Annotated in this window: 17 protein-coding genes and 1 riboswitch; of the genes, 14 read left to right on the top strand and 3 right to left on the bottom strand. The window is 48.1% G+C overall.

Annotated features, from left to right (window positions below):
- Positions 1 to 31 precede the first annotated feature (31 nt).
- From HPL003_RS05680 to HPL003_RS26995, 11 genes are all read left to right on the top strand, one after another.
- A complete protein-coding gene (locus HPL003_RS05680; protein ID WP_014278670.1) occupies positions 32 to 1,354 on the top strand; it encodes an ABC transporter substrate-binding protein in 1,323 nt (440 codons plus the stop codon).
- A 67-nt stretch (positions 1,355 to 1,421) separates the two neighbouring features.
- Positions 1,422 to 2,306, top strand: coding sequence for a carbohydrate ABC transporter permease (locus tag HPL003_RS05675; RefSeq protein WP_014278669.1), 885 nt, complete (start codon positions 1,422 to 1,424; stop codon positions 2,304 to 2,306).
- A 2-nt stretch (positions 2,307 to 2,308) separates the two neighbouring features.
- On the top strand, positions 2,309 to 3,142 hold the full coding sequence (locus HPL003_RS05670; RefSeq protein ID WP_014278668.1) for a carbohydrate ABC transporter permease: 834 nt from the start codon (positions 2,309 to 2,311) through the stop codon (positions 3,140 to 3,142).
- A 44-nt stretch (positions 3,143 to 3,186) separates the two neighbouring features.
- Entirely contained in the window at positions 3,187 to 4,236 is a 1,050-nt protein-coding gene (locus tag HPL003_RS05665) for a glycoside hydrolase family 130 protein (RefSeq protein WP_014278667.1), read from the top strand.
- A gap of 13 nt (positions 4,237 to 4,249) precedes the next feature.
- On the top strand, positions 4,250 to 5,209 hold the full coding sequence (locus tag HPL003_RS05660) for an acetylxylan esterase (RefSeq protein ID WP_014278666.1): 960 nt from the start codon (positions 4,250 to 4,252) through the stop codon (positions 5,207 to 5,209).
- 56 nt (positions 5,210 to 5,265) lie between these two features.
- A riboswitch (purine riboswitch) is annotated at positions 5,266 to 5,365 on the top strand.
- A 68-nt stretch (positions 5,366 to 5,433) separates the two neighbouring features.
- Complete coding sequence (locus HPL003_RS05655) at positions 5,434 to 6,618, top strand: MFS transporter (RefSeq protein ID WP_014278665.1); 1,185 nt, start codon at positions 5,434 to 5,436, stop codon at positions 6,616 to 6,618.
- An 80-nt stretch (positions 6,619 to 6,698) separates the two neighbouring features.
- A complete protein-coding gene (locus HPL003_RS29130; RefSeq protein WP_014278664.1) occupies positions 6,699 to 6,842 on the top strand; it encodes an RAxF-45 family protein in 144 nt (47 codons plus the stop codon).
- 106 nt (positions 6,843 to 6,948) lie between these two features.
- Entirely contained in the window at positions 6,949 to 9,051 is a 2,103-nt protein-coding gene (gene abc-f / locus HPL003_RS05650; RefSeq protein ID WP_014278663.1) for a ribosomal protection-like ABC-F family protein, read from the top strand.
- A 336-nt stretch (positions 9,052 to 9,387) separates the two neighbouring features.
- Complete coding sequence (locus tag HPL003_RS05645; protein WP_014278662.1) at positions 9,388 to 10,116, top strand: ABC transporter ATP-binding protein; 729 nt, start codon at positions 9,388 to 9,390, stop codon at positions 10,114 to 10,116.
- On the top strand, positions 10,113 to 10,913 hold the full coding sequence (locus HPL003_RS05640) for an ABC transporter permease (RefSeq protein ID WP_081473694.1): 801 nt from the start codon (positions 10,113 to 10,115) through the stop codon (positions 10,911 to 10,913). The genes HPL003_RS05645 and HPL003_RS05640 overlap by 4 nt, the downstream gene beginning before the upstream one ends.
- Positions 10,914 to 10,925: 12 nt before the next feature.
- On the top strand, positions 10,926 to 11,462 hold the full coding sequence (locus HPL003_RS26995; protein WP_014278660.1) for an ABC transporter permease: 537 nt from the start codon (positions 10,926 to 10,928) through the stop codon (positions 11,460 to 11,462).
- A gap of 186 nt (positions 11,463 to 11,648) precedes the next feature.
- On the opposite strand, the gene HPL003_RS05630 is transcribed toward HPL003_RS26995, so the two are convergent.
- Positions 11,649 to 12,653 carry a cellulase family glycosylhydrolase gene (locus HPL003_RS05630; RefSeq protein WP_014278659.1) on the bottom strand — a complete coding sequence of 335 codons (1,005 nt, stop codon included), beginning with the start codon at positions 12,651 to 12,653 and terminating at the stop codon, positions 11,649 to 11,651.
- Positions 12,654 to 12,821: 168 nt separating this feature from the next.
- On the opposite strand from HPL003_RS05630, the gene HPL003_RS05625 reads away from it, so the two are divergent.
- From HPL003_RS05625 to HPL003_RS05615, 3 genes are read left to right on the top strand one after another with little or no spacing between them, the layout of a single operon-like run.
- A complete protein-coding gene (locus HPL003_RS05625) occupies positions 12,822 to 14,054 on the top strand; it encodes an ABC transporter substrate-binding protein (RefSeq protein ID WP_014278658.1) in 1,233 nt (410 codons plus the stop codon).
- Between the two features lie 16 nt (positions 14,055 to 14,070).
- A complete protein-coding gene (locus HPL003_RS05620; protein WP_014278657.1) occupies positions 14,071 to 14,937 on the top strand; it encodes a carbohydrate ABC transporter permease in 867 nt (288 codons plus the stop codon).
- A complete protein-coding gene (locus HPL003_RS05615; RefSeq protein WP_014278656.1) occupies positions 14,937 to 15,761 on the top strand; it encodes a carbohydrate ABC transporter permease in 825 nt (274 codons plus the stop codon). The genes HPL003_RS05620 and HPL003_RS05615 overlap by 1 nt, the downstream gene beginning before the upstream one ends.
- A gap of 101 nt (positions 15,762 to 15,862) precedes the next feature.
- Here the strand turns inward: HPL003_RS05615 and HPL003_RS05610 are convergent, their stop codons facing one another.
- On the bottom strand, positions 15,863 to 17,548 hold the full coding sequence (locus tag HPL003_RS05610) for a DUF4179 domain-containing protein (RefSeq protein ID WP_014278655.1): 1,686 nt from the start codon (positions 17,546 to 17,548) through the stop codon (positions 15,863 to 15,865).
- Complete coding sequence (locus HPL003_RS05605) at positions 17,517 to 18,068, bottom strand: RNA polymerase sigma factor (protein ID WP_014278654.1); 552 nt, start codon at positions 18,066 to 18,068, stop codon at positions 17,517 to 17,519. Before HPL003_RS05605 ends, HPL003_RS05610 begins: the two co-directional genes overlap by 32 nt.
- Positions 18,069 to 18,299: the final 231 nt, after the last annotated feature.

Raw genomic sequence — 18,299 nt, 5'->3', positions numbered from 1 at the left:
CCTTATTTCAAAAAACAGGAGGGGTCGTTTTATGAAGTTGTCCAAGGTTTTGGTGCCGTTACTATCGGTGCTGTTGTTAGCGGGGGTGTTTGCAGGATGTGCCCCAAAAGGATCAGATACGCCAGCAGCCAGCTCTGATCCGAAGGATGTGGAGGGTGAAATCACGGTCATTACACAACGGACAGATATTGTGGATACAGTGTTTCAGGACTACGCCAAGGAATTTAACAAGCTATATCCGAATGTGAAGGTCAATTTTCAGGCGTTAGCCGATTATGAGAGCCAAATTAAAATTCGGATGGGGACCAGAGATTACGGAGATGTCTTGCTTATTCCTACCAGTATTCCCATTGCAGAGCTTCCCGACTTTTTCGAGCCGCTGGGCACTTACGAGGAGATGAAAAGCAAGTATACCGGCATTGAAGAACGTATGGTGGACAATAATGTCTACGGTATTCCGGTAGCGATGACATATTCCGGTGTGATTTATAACAAAAACGTGTTCAAGGACGCGGGAATCACGCAGCTTCCTAAAACCCCGGATCAATTTTTGAAAGCGCTACAGCAGATTAAGGACAAAACCAAGGCCGTGCCGCTGTTTACGAACTATGCCTCCGGGTGGGCACTGACCCAGTGGGAAGCTGATTTGGCTACAGTGGCGGGTACGAAGGAATATGTGAATGTCACACAGCCGAATACAGACGACAATTTCACGAAGGGTCAGCCTCACTATGAGCTGTATAAGATCATGTACGATGCGGCTAAAAATGGTCTGATCGAAAAAGACCCGACCACCACCGATTGGGAGACCTCCAAGGCGGATTTGGCTCAAGGCAAAATCGGTACGATGGTACTCGGCTCCTGGGCCATTGACCAGATCAAAAGCACAGCCACCAACAAGGATGATGTCGGCTTTATGCCGTTTCCGACCAATGCCTCCAAGGTGCTTGTTCCGCTGGCAGGTGATTACAACCTCGGCATTAACGTAAATAGTGAAAATAAAGCAGCGGCCCGTGCCTGGGTGGACTGGTTTACCGAGAAGTCCAACTATGCTGTAGAGCAGGCGGGCAGCATCAGTCCGCTACAGGGTGCTAAATTGCCTGAAATTTTGAAGCAATACGGAGATCAGGGAGTTGTCTTTGAAACGCTCACTCCTTCCCCAAAAGGACAAGAAGGAATTGTTGATAAAATCGACAAAAAGGGAGAAATCGGCTTGTGGCAGCCGGATTTCAAGAAACGCATTATTGAGGCAGGCGTCGGTAACCGCCCTGAATCGTATGACACCATTATGAAGGATCTGAACGACGCATGGGTGAAGGCGCGAGCTGAAGTGGCTGCGAAGGCAGCCAAATAGTCATCTGAGCTGACGATTAGAAAGGATTGACGTAGCAGTCGATGGACGGATAGCCAGGAGGTGCAGCATGTTTAAATTTTCGAATCTCAGTTACTCCAAACAAAGATTGGCGATTATTGTAGCCTTTTCATTTATTCCGCTGGCGCTGCTGGTCACTTTTGCTTACTTGCCGGTGATCAACATGTTCAAATACAGCTTTTCGGACTGGAACGGCTATAGTAAGCGTCTGGAATATGTGGGCTTTGAAAACTATATCAAAATCTTTACCGACCCTGAGTATTTCTCGGTGTTTAAGGTCAGTCTGTATTACTTTGTCGCTACGTTTGTACAGATGGGGCTGGCCCTTTATTTTGCAACCATTCTCAGCTTTCAAACCTGGTTTAAAAATGTGTTTAAGGGCATTCTATTTTTCCCTTCCCTGATGAACGGGGTGGCTATTGGTTTTATTTTTCTATTCTTCTTCAAGCCGGACGGCACCCTGGATACACTACTTCAGGCACTGGGGCTGGGCTCGTATATCAAGCTGTGGCTGGGCAATCCGGAGATTATCAACATTTCGCTGGCTGGCACGTCGATCTGGAGATACATGGGCTTTAACTTTATTGTGTTTCTCGGTGCGATTTCCTCCATATCAAGTGATCTGTACGAAGCGTCTGATATGGACGGGGCCAACCGCTGGCATCAGTTCCGGTACATTATTTTGCCGAGTATCAAGCGGATTTTACAGCTGAATCTCATCTTGGCGATTAGCGGTGCGATCAGCGCATTCGATATTCCGTATATTATGACTGGCGGCTCTAATGGCAGTAAAACGTTCGTCATCCAAACGATTGATGTGGCGTTCAAATACAGTAAGGTCGGTCTGGCCTCAGCGATGGCCGTTATTTTGCTGCTGATCGTGATTGTAGTTACATTGCTTCAACGTTTGCTGATTCGGGGGGAGGAGGATTAACCGTGTATATGCTGAAAAGAACGCTGGCAAGCAGCATCAAGTATGCCGCGCTTTTGCTGGGTGCGTTCGTCGCACTGCTGCCTATTGTCGTGATTTTATTTGCTTCCTTGAAAACGAAGGCTGAATATGCGGCAACCAGTCCTCTGACTCCCCCGGTGAACTGGCTGAATTGGGCGAACTACGCCAAAGCCTTTGTGAACGGTAATATGCTAACCGGATTTGTGAACACAGCCTTTATTCTACTGATCTCGATCATCGGGGCCACGCTGACGGGCTCGATGATTGCGTATATTTTGAACCGTTTTAAATTCAAGGGTAAAAGTCTCATGCTTGGGGCGTTCCTGCTCGCAACCCTCATTCCGGGGGTAACGACACAGGTATCGACATTCCAAATTATCAACAAGCTGGAGCTGTTTAACACGCCTTGGGCGGCGATTCTGTTGTATTTGGGGACCGATATTATTGCGGTGTATATTTTTCTGCAATTTCTGGATTCCATCGCGGTGGCACTGGATGAATCGGCCATGCTGGATGGCGCCTCCTATCTGACGATCTACTGGCGCATTATTTTGCCCCTGCTAAAGCCTGCCATTGTGACCGTGATTATTATCAAGGGCGTTAATATATACAATGATTTTTATACCCCGTTCCTGTATATGCCCAAAACAAGCCTTCAGGTCATATCGACGGCGCTGTTCAAGTTTAAAGGTCCTTATGGCTCGCAATGGGAAGTGATTAGCGCGGGTATAATCATTGCTATTATTCCGACGTTAATTGCGTTTTTGTCACTACAAAAATATATCTATAACGGGTTCGCGCAAGGCTCGGTGAAATAGGAATTGCGAATAAAAAAAGGTCTCGGTGAGAGGAGAGTATACGTATGAGTAAATTGAATGTAGATCTGGATGCAGGTAACGTACGAATTGTAGGAGACAGCCTACCGGAAATGCCGTGGCAGGATAAACCTGTAGGCAGCGAAGCTCCGGTATGGAGACATACGGAGAATCCGGTCATTGGACGGAATCCGGTGCCGGGCATTGCCCGTATTTTCAATAGTGCAGTAGCCCCGTATGAGGGACGGTTTGTGGGGGTGTTTCGGACCGAAACGATTAATGGACGCCCGCATTTGCATCTGGGCTGGAGTGACGACGGGCTGGCTTGGGACATTGAAGCGGAGCGGCTGCATTTGGTTGATGAGGAAGGGAATGACTACCAGCCTAATTATGCATACGATCCGCGTTTGGTTCGCGTGGAGGACACCTATTATATCATCTGGTGTACAGATTTTTACGGTGCGGCGTTGGGGATAGCGCAAACGAAGGATTTTAAAAGCTTTGTACGATTGGAAAATCCATTCCTGCCGTTTAATCGCAACGGTGTGCTATTCCCCCGCAAACTAAACGGAAACTATGTGTTGCTATCTCGTCCGAGTGACAGCGGTCATACGCCATTTGGCGATATTTTTCTCAGTGAAAGTCCGGATCTGGTGTATTGGGGCAAGCACCGTCATGTGATGAGCAAGGGCGGACAGGGCTGGTGGCAATCAGTGAAGATTGGCGGCGGACCGGCTCCGATTGAGACGACCGAGGGTTGGCTCATGTTCTACCACGGCGTGACGGGCACGTGCAATGGGCTGGTATACAGCATGGGAGTAGCTGTTCTTGACCTGGATGATCCATCCAAGGTTAAATATCGTTCCTCCAATTTCGTGCTGACCCCGGAGGAATGGTACGAAGAAAGGGGCTTTGTGCCGAATGTGGTGTTCCCGTGTGCTACGCTGCATGATGCGGACACCGGACGGATTGCGATTTATTATGGAGCCGCCGATACGTATGTAGGTGTTGCATACACGACAGTGTCCGACATGATGAAGTATGTCATCGCAACGGATGAAGTGGTTGCAGACGACCGTGAGTCAGGCCGGATGTAGGAGGGAATGACGAATGCCGGAGGATATGTCTTTACAGCAATTGCAGTCGTATACGGGCAGTAGCCCGAAGCCGTCGGATTTTGATTCATACTGGGAGCGGGCCTTACAGGAGCTGGAGCAGCAGCCGCTAGATTACACGCTGGAGCCAGCCGATTTTGTCTCTCCGCTAGTGGAGTGCTACCATCTGTATTTTACGGGGGTAGGCGGAGCGAAGGTTCATGGCAAGCTTGCCCGGCCCAAACAGGTTACGGGAAAAGGCCCGGCTCTGGCCATGTTCCACGGATACTCCTGTGACAGCGGCGACTGGTTCGACAAGGTGAGCTATGCCGCGCACGGGTTCACCGTGCTGGCCCTGGATTGCCGGGGGCAAGGGGGGCTGTCCGAGGATAACTTGCAGGTTCAGGGAACGACAATTCGCGGGCATATGATTCGGGGGGTTGACGACCCGGACCCGGACCGATTGTATTACCGCAATGTATTTCTGGATACAGTGCAGACGGTGCGCATTCTGATGTCGATGAAGCAGGTAGATCCTGATCGAATCGGCGCATTCGGCTGCTCCCAAGGGGGAGCATTAACGGTTGCCTGCGCTGCATTGGAGCCACGTGTGCGTGCAGCGGTTCCGGTATATCCGTTCCTGTCGGACTATAAAAGAGCCTGGGGGCTGGATGCCACCACATCCGCATATGAGGAGCTGGTGTATTATTTTCGCTGGTTCGATCCAAATCATGTGCGCGAGGAAGAGCTATTTCACCGATTAGGCTACATCGACATTCAACATTTGGCAGATCGTATTCGTGGTCGGGTGCTATTTGTGACGGGGTTGTCGGATACGGTTTGCCCACCCTCCACACAATATGCGGTGTACAATAAAATCGTATCGGACAAGGAAATGCTTCTTTATCACGAATATGGTCATGAATACTTACCGCATCTGTCGGATCACGCCATGAACGAATTTTTACAGCTTTAGGGGGTTGAACTTCGGGTTAGGCTCCTTTATAGTAATATCTATAACCTTCGTGATGCGTGATCAATGAATGTCCCATTTGTATAACCTCAATAATATGGTTTGAGGGTCTCTACCAGGAACCGATAAATCCTGATTACAAAAAATGTGCGTCTTGTACATTTCTTGTGGTCAGGATTTTTTTGCGTGATACGAGGGATTTACATGACAGCAAAGGAGCTTATGTAATGAACTTTAAAGTAGTTATTTTGACGATTGCGACCTTTACGGTCGGGCTGGTGGAGTTAATTATCGGTGGCGTTCTGCCGCAGATTGCACAGGACTTGAATGTCTCCGTAAGCACGGCGGGCCAGCTTATTATGATCTATGCGCTCGTATACGCTATTGCCGGGCCGACTTTATTGGCACTGACCGCCAGAATTGAACGAAAAAGGCTGTACCTATGGTCAATGTTTATTTTTATTCTGGGAAGCCTGTTGGCCTTCTGGAGTCCGAATTATGCAGTCTTATTTATATCCCGTATCGTTACCGCCGCAAGTGGATCGCTGATTGTAACGTTATCGCTGACGATTGCTGTCAAAGTGGTGTCCAAGGCTTATCAGGCCCGGGTTCTCGGTGTTATCTCCATGGGGGTAAGCTCGTCCATTGTGCTTGGTATCCCAGCCGGGGTGCTGATTGGAAATGCGTTTGGCTGGCGGGTGCTGTTCCTAATTATCGCCGTGTTGACGGTAGTTGCTATGATCGTCATGAACTTGTTTATGGAACGGATTCCGACGGAACATGCCGTGCCGATGCGTGAGCAACTGAAATCCTTGAAAAATGTTAAAGTGATCAGTGCCCATCTAGTAACTACGCTGACGTTGGCGGGTCATTACACACTATATGCGTATTTCACTCCATTTCTGGAGAACATGATGGGCTTGAACGCATCGTGGATTAGTGTCGCCTATTTTGTATTTGGACTTTCGGCCGTTGGGGGCGGTTTTATTGGCGGCTCGTTGGCGGATCGTTTTGGCACAGCGAAAAGTATTTTGATTATTGTGGGCGTATTTATCGCCGTGATGTTCTTGCTGCCATTCTCGATTCACTCGATGTATGTATTTGCGCTGTTGCTGATCGTTTGGGGTATATTAAGCTGGGCCTTGTCCCCGCCGATGCAGAGCTATCTCATCGAAAATGCCCCTGAATCGGGTAGTATTCAGCAAAGCTTCAATTTCTCCGCTCTCCAGATCGGGATTGCTCTCGGGTCAGCCCTGGGTGGTGCGGTGATTGAGCATAGCGAATCTGTTGCTACGAATGCCTGGGTAGGCGGGGCTTTTGTGATTGTAGCTTTTGTATGCGGCGTATTTTCGATTACCAGAACCGGAATAGCCCAAACAGTTAGTGGGCACGGGCACCAATCCATTTTATAGCTCGATACGACATCGCCCTCTTTTATAAGGCGGGAAACTATGCTATACTACACACAATTATGAAGAAGGAGGTGAGGTAGGTGAATCACGAGATGCTGAACAACCGTATTAGCCAGCTGCCGATTGCTATGGCTGGCATTATGCATACTTTTCCGTACAACGGGAGAAGTCTGTCCAATTTTAATTATACGGTTGTAAACATCGCGAGAAGACGCCTACCTTAACTCAAACGGATTGCTGTACCATCCAAAGAGTCGCGGGCTACTAGCTCCTGCGGCTCTTTTTGTGTTGCCCAGGTGAGGGTCTTCCTAAATAAAGGAGAGCCTAAACATGTATATCGTGAACGGTCAACAATTGAAAAAATACCACGGTGCCAATCTGATTCTGGACGGTACATCGTTTGATATTCATACGGGGGAAAAGGTGGGACTCATCGGTCGCAACGGAAGCGGTAAAACCACCCTGTTACGCCTCATTGCGCGTTTGTCCCGACCGAATGAAGGACAGCTCGTCATCGCCAAGGATACGAAAATCGGCTATTTGCCACAAATCCCGGCGGAGTTTGAACACTTGAGCGTGTACGAAACGCTGGCTTACGCCTATCGTGAGCTGAAGGATTGCCGCAATCAGATGAGCGAGCTGGAGCGTGCAATGTCTGATCCGGTTGTAGCCACGGATGCGGATCGTTTGGAAAAGCTGCTGCAATCGTATGCTGCCTTGCAAGAACGGTTTGAGCGCAATGGCGGCTATGAAATGGATGCGAATATCGATCAGGTAGCCGACGGGCTGCGTATTCCCAAAGCGATGTATATACGCAGCTTCGGTTCGCTGTCCGGCGGTGAGAAAACGAAAATTGCACTCGCGTCCCAGCTGATCGGACGACCGGATCTGTTGCTGCTGGATGAGCCGACCAACCATTTGGATTTAAAAGGTCTGGAATGGCTGGAGCAATTTTTGCAAGGCTATACGGGCGCATGTGTTGTTGTATCCCATGACCGTTATTTTCTGGATCGGGTTGCCGTCAAGATGATTGAGCTGGAGGATGGCGAGGCGTTTACGTACTATACGAATTACAGTGGCTACGTCAAGGAAAAGGAAGAACGGTTGCTGCTGCAATTTGAGGATTATAAGGAACAGCAAAAGCGGATCAAGAAGATGAAGGAGGCCATTCGGCGTTTTGAAGAGTGGGGCCGCAATGGCGACAACGAAAAGTTTTTTAAAAAAGCGAACTCGATCCGTAAAGCATTAGAGCGCATGGAACTGGTGAAGCGGCCTGTACTGGACCCGCAAGGGGCTGAGTTTAATTTGAGGCTGGAGGACCGTTCGGGTCGGCGGGTGCTGCATTTCGAAGAAATGGCCAAAGCCTACGGGGAGCGCCAGATATTAAAAGGTGCTACAGGAAGCCTGGAATTCGGCGAAAAGGTCGCTCTGCTAGGAGATAACGGTTCGGGAAAAACGACGCTGCTCAAGCTGCTGCTCGGTCAGGAGAGCGCGGATGCAGGCATGGTGCAATGGGGCGCACGTGTGGAGTATGGATATTTGGCACAGCAGGAAAGAGAGCGGGATAGCCGTGCGACCGTGCTTGTGTACTTCAAGGAAGAAGCGGGTGTCGAGGAAGGTGAGGCACGCGGATTGCTGGCGAAGTATTTGTTCTACGGAGCAGATGTGTTTAAGCCTGTTAGCATGCTGTCCGGTGGAGAATGGTCCCGCTTACGGCTGGCATTGCTGGTTATGAAAAAGCCGAACTTGCTGGTGCTGGATGAGCCGACCAACCATCTGGACATCGACTCACGCGAGGCGCTGGAGGAAGCGCTGGACAGTTACACGGGAACCGTGCTGGCGATTTCGCATGATCGTTATTTTGTGAACAAGCTGGCCGGGCGCGTCTGGGAGCTGGAGGACGGAAAGCTGGCCTCTTATCTGGGCGGCTTCGATGAATACCGGGCGAAGAAGCGGGAGCTGGAACACGCCCGCTTCCTGAGCGCAGGAGATGCCGGGGCACGCACGGCATCCGGAAGCAAAGCCGCCGCAGGTGGCGGCTCTGGCTTGGGCGGGGCTGCACCTGTCAGTGCAGCCAGCAATGGGACGGCTTCGGCTGCGCGGACAGAAGTGCCAGCCGGGGCCGATGCGAGCCGCACGCGTCCGAGTGCGGCAGGCCGTTTGGACTCGCCCGCCGCAGGTGGCGGGTCGTCCGCTGGCACGGGGGCACGCGGAGCGAAGGCCGCGAAGCCGTTCCGGCCGCCCGCCGTATCCAGCGAACGGCTGGAGCGGGCGATTGCCGCCAAGGAAGCGGAATTGGCGGCGGCGGATGCCGAGCTAGAGCAGCTCGGCACAAGCGACGACACTGCACGCATGGCGGAGCTGTGGGATGCGCGTGAGCGACTGCAAGCGGAGCTGGACACGTTGCTCGGCGAGTGGATTGAATTGTCATAAGTGGTAGGCTAGTTACTAAATAGACAACGGTTTATTTTATATAGAGGGTAGCCCTGAGGTGGAACGTTCACCGAGGGGCTACCCTCTTGCTGTGTAAAGTCATCATTATCGGTAATTTAATAACCATTTATTAAAATAATTAGTATTAATGAATTGTTATATTTTTATTTTACATATAAAGAAAGTTGTTTACATTTCGCAACATGTGATATTTTTTAATCTGTATAAATAATATGAGGCACTGTTAAATGAAGTTTATGTTGTCAATAAAGATTTTACATATCAAATGCACCGTTGGAACTATTTTGTGATTTGCTTGTGGATGGAGGGGATAGTATGTCGGACTCCTTACTGGAGGTCAGTCAAGTAATGAAAAAAATGGGGAAAAGAAATTTATTGGATGATGTTTCATTTAAGCTTCAGAAAGGAAAGATATATGGATTTATTGGGCCTAATGGAGCAGGCAAAACAACAATGATGCGTATTATGACTGGATTAATGCAGCCAACCAGCGGCTCTGTAAAGATAGCTTCATATGATGTACACACAGATCGGGAAAAGGCGCTGTCCAAGGTGGGTGCTATTATTGAATCTCCGGTCTTTTTTGATTATATGACAGGCAGGCAGGTTCTGCGTAATTTGTCACGGTTGCACTCTGAAATTGCGCCCTCAGATCGGGAGATACATATCGAAGAGTTGCTTACAAAGGTGAGGCTGGAAACGCGGGGGGATGACAAGGTGAAAACCTATTCCCTGGGAATGAAGCAAAGGCTAGGCATTGCGCAGTCCATGCTGGGTGCTCCTGAACTTCTATTGCTGGATGAACCGTCCAATGGGCTTGATCCCATGGGGATGAGGGAATTGAGAGATATTGTGCTTCATTTGCGTGATTCAGCGAATTATGCCTTTTTTATCTCCAGTCATCTGTTGGATGAATTGCAACAGATGTGTGACGAACTCATTGTAATTAAAGAAGGCAGGCTGGTTTGGCAGGGGCCTGCTGATCAACTGGTAAAGGAAGGCCAACGGCTGGAGGATGCCTTTATGGGATTAATGGGACTATGAAGCTATTAATATACAGTGAGTTCGAGCGATTATGGAGACGAAAGTGGTTCTGGCTCATGGTTTTATGTACACCGATGCTAGCCTATTCGACAGGAGTATATTTTTTGCGCACGATGAAGGTCCCTGTAGAGGTATTATCCTTAAACTTTGTCGTTACTGGTCTGCGTGAGAATTTGTTTTTAGCATGCAACATAGCTGTGGCTGCTTTAGCTGCAGCTATATACACAGAGGAATTTCGAAGCGGGCAACTGCGTTTGTTATTTATGCGCCGATTTACCCGCGGTCAGATTTTCTGGAGTAAGTTACTTGTTTTGAATGCTTCTATCTTGCTTCTTCTCATTGCATTTGCAATATCCTCGCAGGTGATTGTTGAAGTATGGACTCTTTCATATGATATAAGTGATGCGGGGCTGTCCGGATCTCAAGGACTACAGATGCTTGAATACTATGGTTGGGCGCTTGCCTCGTTATTAGCAATAAGCTCCTTCTACTGCTTTGTCGCTATGCACAGCAAGAGTGTAACGTATGCCATCGGTGTTTGTATGGTATACAATCTGGGCTCTCTGTTGTTTGATTCATTGTATTTAAAATTGGCCTCTTTCGTTTCTCATATACCCTATTTATACAATGTAATCACGTTTATGATTATTCCGTTTATGCAGCATACAGGATTAGATAGGTCTTTAATGGGGAACTTGTCTGTGAATGGAGCCATTGTCACCGTTGTTAGTCTATATATTATTTTTTTTACTTGGGGTGCATATCGCCGTTTTGTGACCGATGATTATCTGTATTAGGGGGATTTCTTCATGCTGAGAATCTGGCGAAGTGAGATGGAACGAATTTGGAATCGCAAATCCACTCTTTTATTATATATAGCCTATATATTAATCGTGGTTGTAATTATATGTAGCCATAAAGTAACGGGTACGAAGGTCTTACGTTTTGGTGAAGGAACTGTGGCCGTAAATAATCTGAACCTGCCGTGGCTGATGATGAGTGAGGTTGCTTTATTTCTAATTACAGCAATCCTGCCCATTCTGTATGTGGATCAGTTAAGCGGCGATCTCTATTCCGGAGCGTATAGGCTATATATGTTACGACCGTATCGACGTTTTCAGTTTTGGCTTGCCAAGTTGCTCGCACTATCAGCCTCGACGGGCATTTTTATGGGGACAAGCCTGCTTATAGGTGTACTCACAGGATGGTTGTTCTTCCCGCATAGCTCTACTTTTTTTAAATATGGTTCATCAGATGCCTCTCCCCCATCAGATGCCATACTCTACATACTTGTGTTTTATTTGGTATTAACGCTGGTTTGCTTTAAGAGTAGAGAACTCCTTTAATTTTTGGATGTGTGCAGGAGGATTAATTCTGGTAAGTATCATTATTAGTTTTACACGATGGCAAAAAAAGATTGTTTAGAAATAGGGCTTTGTAGCCTGAACATCATAAAAGTTAAAAAAGATCCAATCGACCGCTTGAGGATCGGTTGGATCTTTTTTAACATTAATTCCTTCTGAGACTCTACCTCAGTACACCGAAGCTGTCTTCGAGGTGTTCTTAATGCCGTTGGCATCGTTCAATATGATATTGCCCCATGCCGTCGGTGTTTTCCAGTCGCTGCTGTTCACAAGGTCAAGCCATGCGTTCTCACTGTTATTGCCCGTCCAGGACCAGGCCAGATAGCCAATGCCTTTGGCTTGGGATTGCTTCATGACCTCATAAGGGTTCACGGTGGTGCCCAGATTGTTGTTGCCATTGTTGTAGTTGTAGCCAAACTCGCCCACGATTACAGCCAGCCCCTTGTCCTTAATGGCTTGCAGCTCGGAGCCGATTTTGCTGGAATCATTGTAGTTGGCGTACATATGGACGGAGAACAGCAAATTATGGTTCGGATCATGCTGTAATAGCTCAACGCCATGGGCTTTAATCGGGGAAGCATATTGTCCCCAACCGGAGCCGTCGATCACAATTGTATTCGGCAAGCCTGCGTTGCGCAGTGTGGTGATCGCCGTTTTATAAGCGTCTCGCCATGCGGCGTCGGTGAGGTTGTGGTCACCCCACTCATTCGCGATATTCACGAGTACGTATTTCTGGTTATCGGCCAGTATTTTTTTTACCGCTGGATCAGCGAAATAACGGGCCATATCGTTCAAACGGTTGGCGTCATTGCTGCCCGTAACATCATGCAGTTCAACGACGGAAATCAGCTTGAGCTGTTTAGCGCGGTTGATAATTTGCTCCAGTCTTTGTGCTGATCCATTCGTTTGCCACACAATGCGAACGGTGTTGGACTTTGTCGCCGCAATGCTATCCAATGCCTGATAGGCCTGTGTATCAAACCAGATATGAGGGTTATTCACTCCACGCATGACAAAGGTATTTCCGTTAGCATCCTTCAGGCTGGTTCCGCTTACATAAAACCCCGAGGCTGCAAATGATCTACCTCCATTCAACAAACCAATGCCGGAAAAAAGCAGCAATACTGCAGCGAATACCAGTACCTTTTTACCATATAACCGCCAATCTCTCACAAACGAACGCCTCCTCCTCTATAGTCCAGTTAATCTTATGTTAGAAATGGATACATATGCCACAAATTGTAATGTTGAAATAGGGTGCATCGTTTCTTTTCCGTAAGGGACGGGTATTAATTGTCTAGTCACGCAATAGATTGACATAGGGGAAAAGGAGGTAGGAGTATGTGGAAATGGGGCAAGAGGCTGTCAATACTAGCTTCGATACTTCTAATTGCGATTATTGTAAGCGCATGCAATAAGGGCGACACGTCAGGCAAGGTGAAGATTGAATTTTTCCAGAACAAGCCGGAGGCCAAGGGTTCCTTCGATAAGCTGATCTCCCAATTCAATCAGGAGCATCCTGGTATTGAAGTGACACAGGTCAACCCGCCGGAGGCAGAGACGGTGTTGCTGACCCGGGTTGTCAAAAATGATGTACCTGACATTGTGGGGCTTGGGGCCACCGATACTTATTCCATTTTGGCCCAGAGTGGTATTTTTACGGATTTGGCGAATACGGAGCTGCCGCGTACCGTGGACCCAATCTACCTCAAAATGCTCAAGGATGTGACCGGGGCTGATCCTGTGTACGGAATTCCTTACGCTGCCAATGCGAATGGTGTGATGTACAACAAAACACTTTTCAAGGAAATGGGATTACAGGTGCCCAAAACATGGGACGAATTGATCGCAACGGCACAAAAGATCAAGGCTGCTGGCAAAATCCCGTTCTATTTTACATATAAAGATGATTGGCAGACGAACCTTCCCTTCAATGCGCTTGGCCCAAATCTGGTGGGCATTGATTTTTTTCTGCAACGGCGTGCCAATCAGGTCACCTTTCAGGATAAGTACCGCGAGGTGGCAGAAAAGCAACTGGAGCTGCTGAAATACGGACATGGCGATAATTTTGGCAAAAACTATGCGGATGGGAACCGTGCCTTTGCTAATGGACAGGGGCTTATGTACATCCAGGGCTCATGGGCGATATCTGAAATCCGCAAGGCGAACCCGAAGGTGGAGCTTGGGTTCTTCCCGTTACCGACAGGGAACGATGAAAAGGCTGTCAAGCTGGTGTCCGGTATAGATACACTGTTAGCCGTTTCGGAGAGCACTCCGCATAAAAAAGAGGCCGAGGAGTTTATTGCCTTCCTGTTGAAGCCAGAGAACAGCAAGCAGTATATCACGGAGCAAACGCTGTTTTCAGCGGTGAAGGGAGTCACGCAGGATGATCCGAGTGTAGCGGAGCTGCTGCCGTATTTTAAATCCGGGCGTGTCATTGATTTTGCCGATCATTATATTCCGAAAGCCGTACAGTTAAACTCCATTGTGCAGGCCTTCCTGCAAAACGGAGACATCGACGCTTATCTGGCGAAGCTGGACAGTGAATGGGATAAGGTGGCTAACCGCCGATAGGGGAGGAGGATAAGACATGAACAAGCGACTAACGGCTTTCTATTGGATGACTGTGCCGGCTGTCCTGTTGTTTTTTATATTTTTGACATTGCCTGCTTTGCAGGGCTTTTATTATTCGCTCACGAACTGGAACGGCTTTGGTCATCAATATCACTTTGTCGGGTTCAAAAACTATGTCAACCTGTTTCAGGACGATAATGTGGGGAACGCATACTGGTTTACCTTCAAGTTTGCCATTGTGGTCACGATTGCGATTAACGTCCTCAGTTTGCTGATTGCGCTGGGGCTGAATGCTAAAATACGGTTCCGTAACTTTTTCCGGGGTATTTATTTTCTGCCTAATATTTTGAGTGTGCTGATTGTCGGGTACATATTCAATTACTTGTTTTCGAACGTATTTACGATTTGGGGGCAAAATTTAGGCATTACCTCTTTGTCGACCAACATTTTGGGCAGCGAACAGTTGGCTTGGGTGGGAGTTGTGATCGTAGCTGTATGGCAGGGGATTGCCTTTAATACGATTCTGTATCTGGCCGGGCTGCAAACCATTCCAACAAGTCTGTACGAGGCATCCAATTTGGACGGTGCAGGCAAATGGCGTGAATTCTGGAGTATTACCTTTCCGCTGATTGCCCCGTTTTTTACGATCAATATGGTATTGGCGATGAAAAATTCACTCATGGTGTTCGACCAGATCGTGGCCTTGACGAACGGTGGACCGGGGCGGGCAACACAGTCGATATCACACTTGATCTATACAGGGGGCTTTAGAGGCGGGGAATTTGCTTATCAGTCGGCAAACTCTGTCATTTATTTTATTGTGATTGCGATGATTTCCATCTTGCAGCTGCGATTCCTCCAGAGAAGGGAGATGGATAACTGATGAAAACGAGCAGACGTACCAACTGGCCTGCACTGCTTCTGGTGGCGTTGGGAACGATATTTATCCTGTTTCCCCTCTATATGACGGTAACGATTGCGTTTAAAAATCCTGAACAGATGGCGTATTCTGTCTTTGCCTTTCCGACCGAGCTGCATTGGGAAAACTTTAGTCGTGCGGTGGAAATGACCAACTTTTTCAGCGCTTTTCAGAATAGTGTGATGGTCACGACAGCGACGGTAGTGTTGACGCTGTTGACCAATTCTATGGTCGCCTATGCGATTGCGCGTAATATGCAGCGGCGTTTTTTTAAAGGATTATATTTTTATTTTGTGAGCGCTATGTTCATTCCGTTCCCGATCATCATGCTACCGATTGTTAAATTGGCCTCGGGACTTCATATGACCAATCTGTTTGGTCTGATTATGCTGCATACGGTGTACGGGCTGGCGTTTAATGTGTTCGTCTATGTCGGCTATATCCGTTCCATTCCGGTGGCACTGGAAGAAGCGGCTACAGTAGACGGAGCGACGACATGGGGTACGTTCTGGCGAATTATTTTTCCATTGATGGCACCGATTAGTGCTACCGTGGGTATTCTCACCTGCCTGTCTACCTATAACGACTTTCTGCTGCCGCTCATTATAATCAGCGACCCGGAGCAGTATACACTGCCGCTCGTCCAGTATGTGTTCCAGGGACAGTTCAATACAGACTTCAATCTGGCCTTTGCCTCGTATCTGATGGCCTTGCTGCCGATGATTATCGTTTATCTCATTGCACAAAAATGGATCATCAACGGCGTTACGCAAGGCTCCGTGAAGTAAGCGAAAATAGAATACTCCACGCCCACCGCAGCTTACTGGAAAAAAGTGTCCTATATACCGCAGTTCACACAGGTATATGGGACACCCTTTTTATAGCATTACTATTCAGATGCTTCGCTTTGGGTCGTCAGAGGCTGTAAGGGTACAGTTGTCTCTGCCTCTGGGTCGTCCGTCGTGTAGTAGAACATATAGATGGAAGCCTCGGTCCCCTTGAAGTTCTTGTAGACATCAACCGCCTTGTTGTTGCCGTCTCCGTTGAAGTTGGTCGTGATCGGTTTGCCGATAATCCGTTCTTTGCCCAGACCAATATGGGTCTGGTTGATTCCACCAAAACGGGCATCCTCGCTATCGGTTTCCACGAACAGATCCGCTCCTTGTTTATAGTAGGTCCAGTTCACCGGATAGCCGCCGATTTGTGTGGTCAGCGTCTGCCTTTGATCGGAAATATGAGTTAAACGCAGCGGCGTTTTATCATCTGAGTGTATCGTTACTTTGTATTTCCCGGTGAAGGTAACCGGGGAGTCCTTGGTAATGACAAGATCGGACGGTCGCTCAAAACGGATCGTGGTCAGATAAGGTTCGCTATTAGGCGGTGACCATCGGTTACCCTCCAGCGTCTTGCCGTTCACGGAAAGGGAGTATTTTTGATAAGGGATATCGGCAAATTTTTTCTTACTTCTGACCGTGACACGAATTTGTGTGGGTGTGACGAGCATATGCTCCATCGTAAAATTTGGATCTCCCTTCTCCAGTGGGGTATTCAGCACGGTTTTAATCGTTCCGCTCTCCATTTGTTTTTTGCTTAACTGAAGATCAAATTCGATGGGCCCGTCGATACTTTTTTCCGTTTTGGCATACTGTAGCTTGTAGGTGGTCTGTTCTTCCGGTATATCACTCCGCTTAAAATACTGTTGTGCCGTATATTCTCCATTCTCTCCAGGCTTGCCAAAAGCCCCTCCCGGCTGCGACATCACAGGGATTCCGCCCTTGTAGGCCATGATCTGCGGATTATCCCATTTCTTTGGCATGGACGAATCGAAGGTAATTGCGGAGGATAGCATCAGTTTGTCCTTCCCTTGATCAAATGCTTGTACCTTAATGTCGTGCAATCCGTCACGACCCAACGTGAACGTTTGCGGCTCAGGCGATTGGATATGGAGCGGCAAATCCACTTCCTGTATGCTGTAAAGCTGCATATGCTCTACGGTCAGCTGCATGTTCTCCGTCTCCCGCTGTGGTGTCCAATCGCTTTCAAAATATCCGTTATACCGCTGGTTTTTCGGATCCCACTGTTGGAAGTTGTACTCCCCGTCACTGCCTTTTTGCGTAGCCTTTTTGAATGACATACCTTTAACATTCCAAAACTCGTTGTCTGCACGTTTTCCGACCTCCAAGCTGTACAGGATCACGGTCCGATTCTCATCGACAATAGCTGTATGCAGCGTTAGCTTCACTCCGTCTCTGGTCACGGACTGCTCCAGCGGTTGCCCAAGGTTTTGCTTCAATGCTGTCTGGATGCCACTTCTTCCGCGTAGCAGATTGTCCCAGTTGTAGTGGATGGCGGCATAGACAGGAACTGCAACCAGAAGTGCACTTAGAGAGGCGGCAATAGCTATTTTGCGCCAGTTTCTGTGTCGGCGTGGGGTAACGGCTTCGGGATGGAACGTCGTGGTAGGTGCGGTATGCCCTGCCTGTTCCATACGGCTCCACATGTTCTCGAAATCGGGATAGGGAACTCCCGCATCCTCATTTAGTTTATGCTTCAAGGTTTCTTCTATTTTGCTCATAGTTGTCTCCTTCCCACTCGGGGAGCTGTACGCCTGCATCCCTCAGTATTCGCTCCATTAACCTAAGTCCTTTGTGCGTCCTTGATTTGACAGTTCCCAGTGGGATTGACAGCAGCTCGGATATTTCCCCTAAAGTAAAATCATACATATAACGAAGTGTCAGCACCGCGCGGATTTTGGCTGGAAGACGATTCATATAAACAGCCCATTCCTCTGCGGATTCGCGCTCCTCCACCAGCCTGTCTACAGGCTTGCTTTCGATCCCGGTAAATAAATGGGGATTAGCTGACACCTTCGTATGCAAGCTGTTCCGGCGTTTAAGGTAATTCAGACAATGGTTTACTGTAACTTTCATAATCCAGGCTTTTAGTTGTTCGATGTGTTCGCGATTGCTGCGAAACAGGGTGATAAACACTTCCTGCGTCAAATCTTCTGCATCCGACGGGTCATGAACCATATAGTAGCAGGTTCGATATACATCCCGTTGATATCTATCAAACAGCTCTCGATTGCTTTCCAATATTCGCTCTCCTTTCTTGTGCGGGTTATCTATATAACAACTGGAGTTCCAAAAAGGTTCATTGTTGTGAAAAGTAAACGTCCGTGTTGACTGGATTTCGCTTTTCCCCAAATGTACCATGTTTTATCCAGGTTGCTTGCTCATCCATTCATAAGTAACGGTAGAACGAAAAAGAAGCCTGTAAATCTCAAAACTGCAGATTTACAGGCTTCTTAAATTTTCCAAAGCTAG

It is taken from the genome of Paenibacillus terrae HPL-003 (assembly GCF_000235585.1).
In the GTDB taxonomy this organism is placed as follows: domain Bacteria; phylum Bacillota; class Bacilli; order Paenibacillales; family Paenibacillaceae; genus Paenibacillus; species Paenibacillus terrae_B.
The sequence above is the reverse complement of the archived record's forward strand: the minus strand, read 5'-3'. Positions and strand labels throughout refer to the sequence as shown.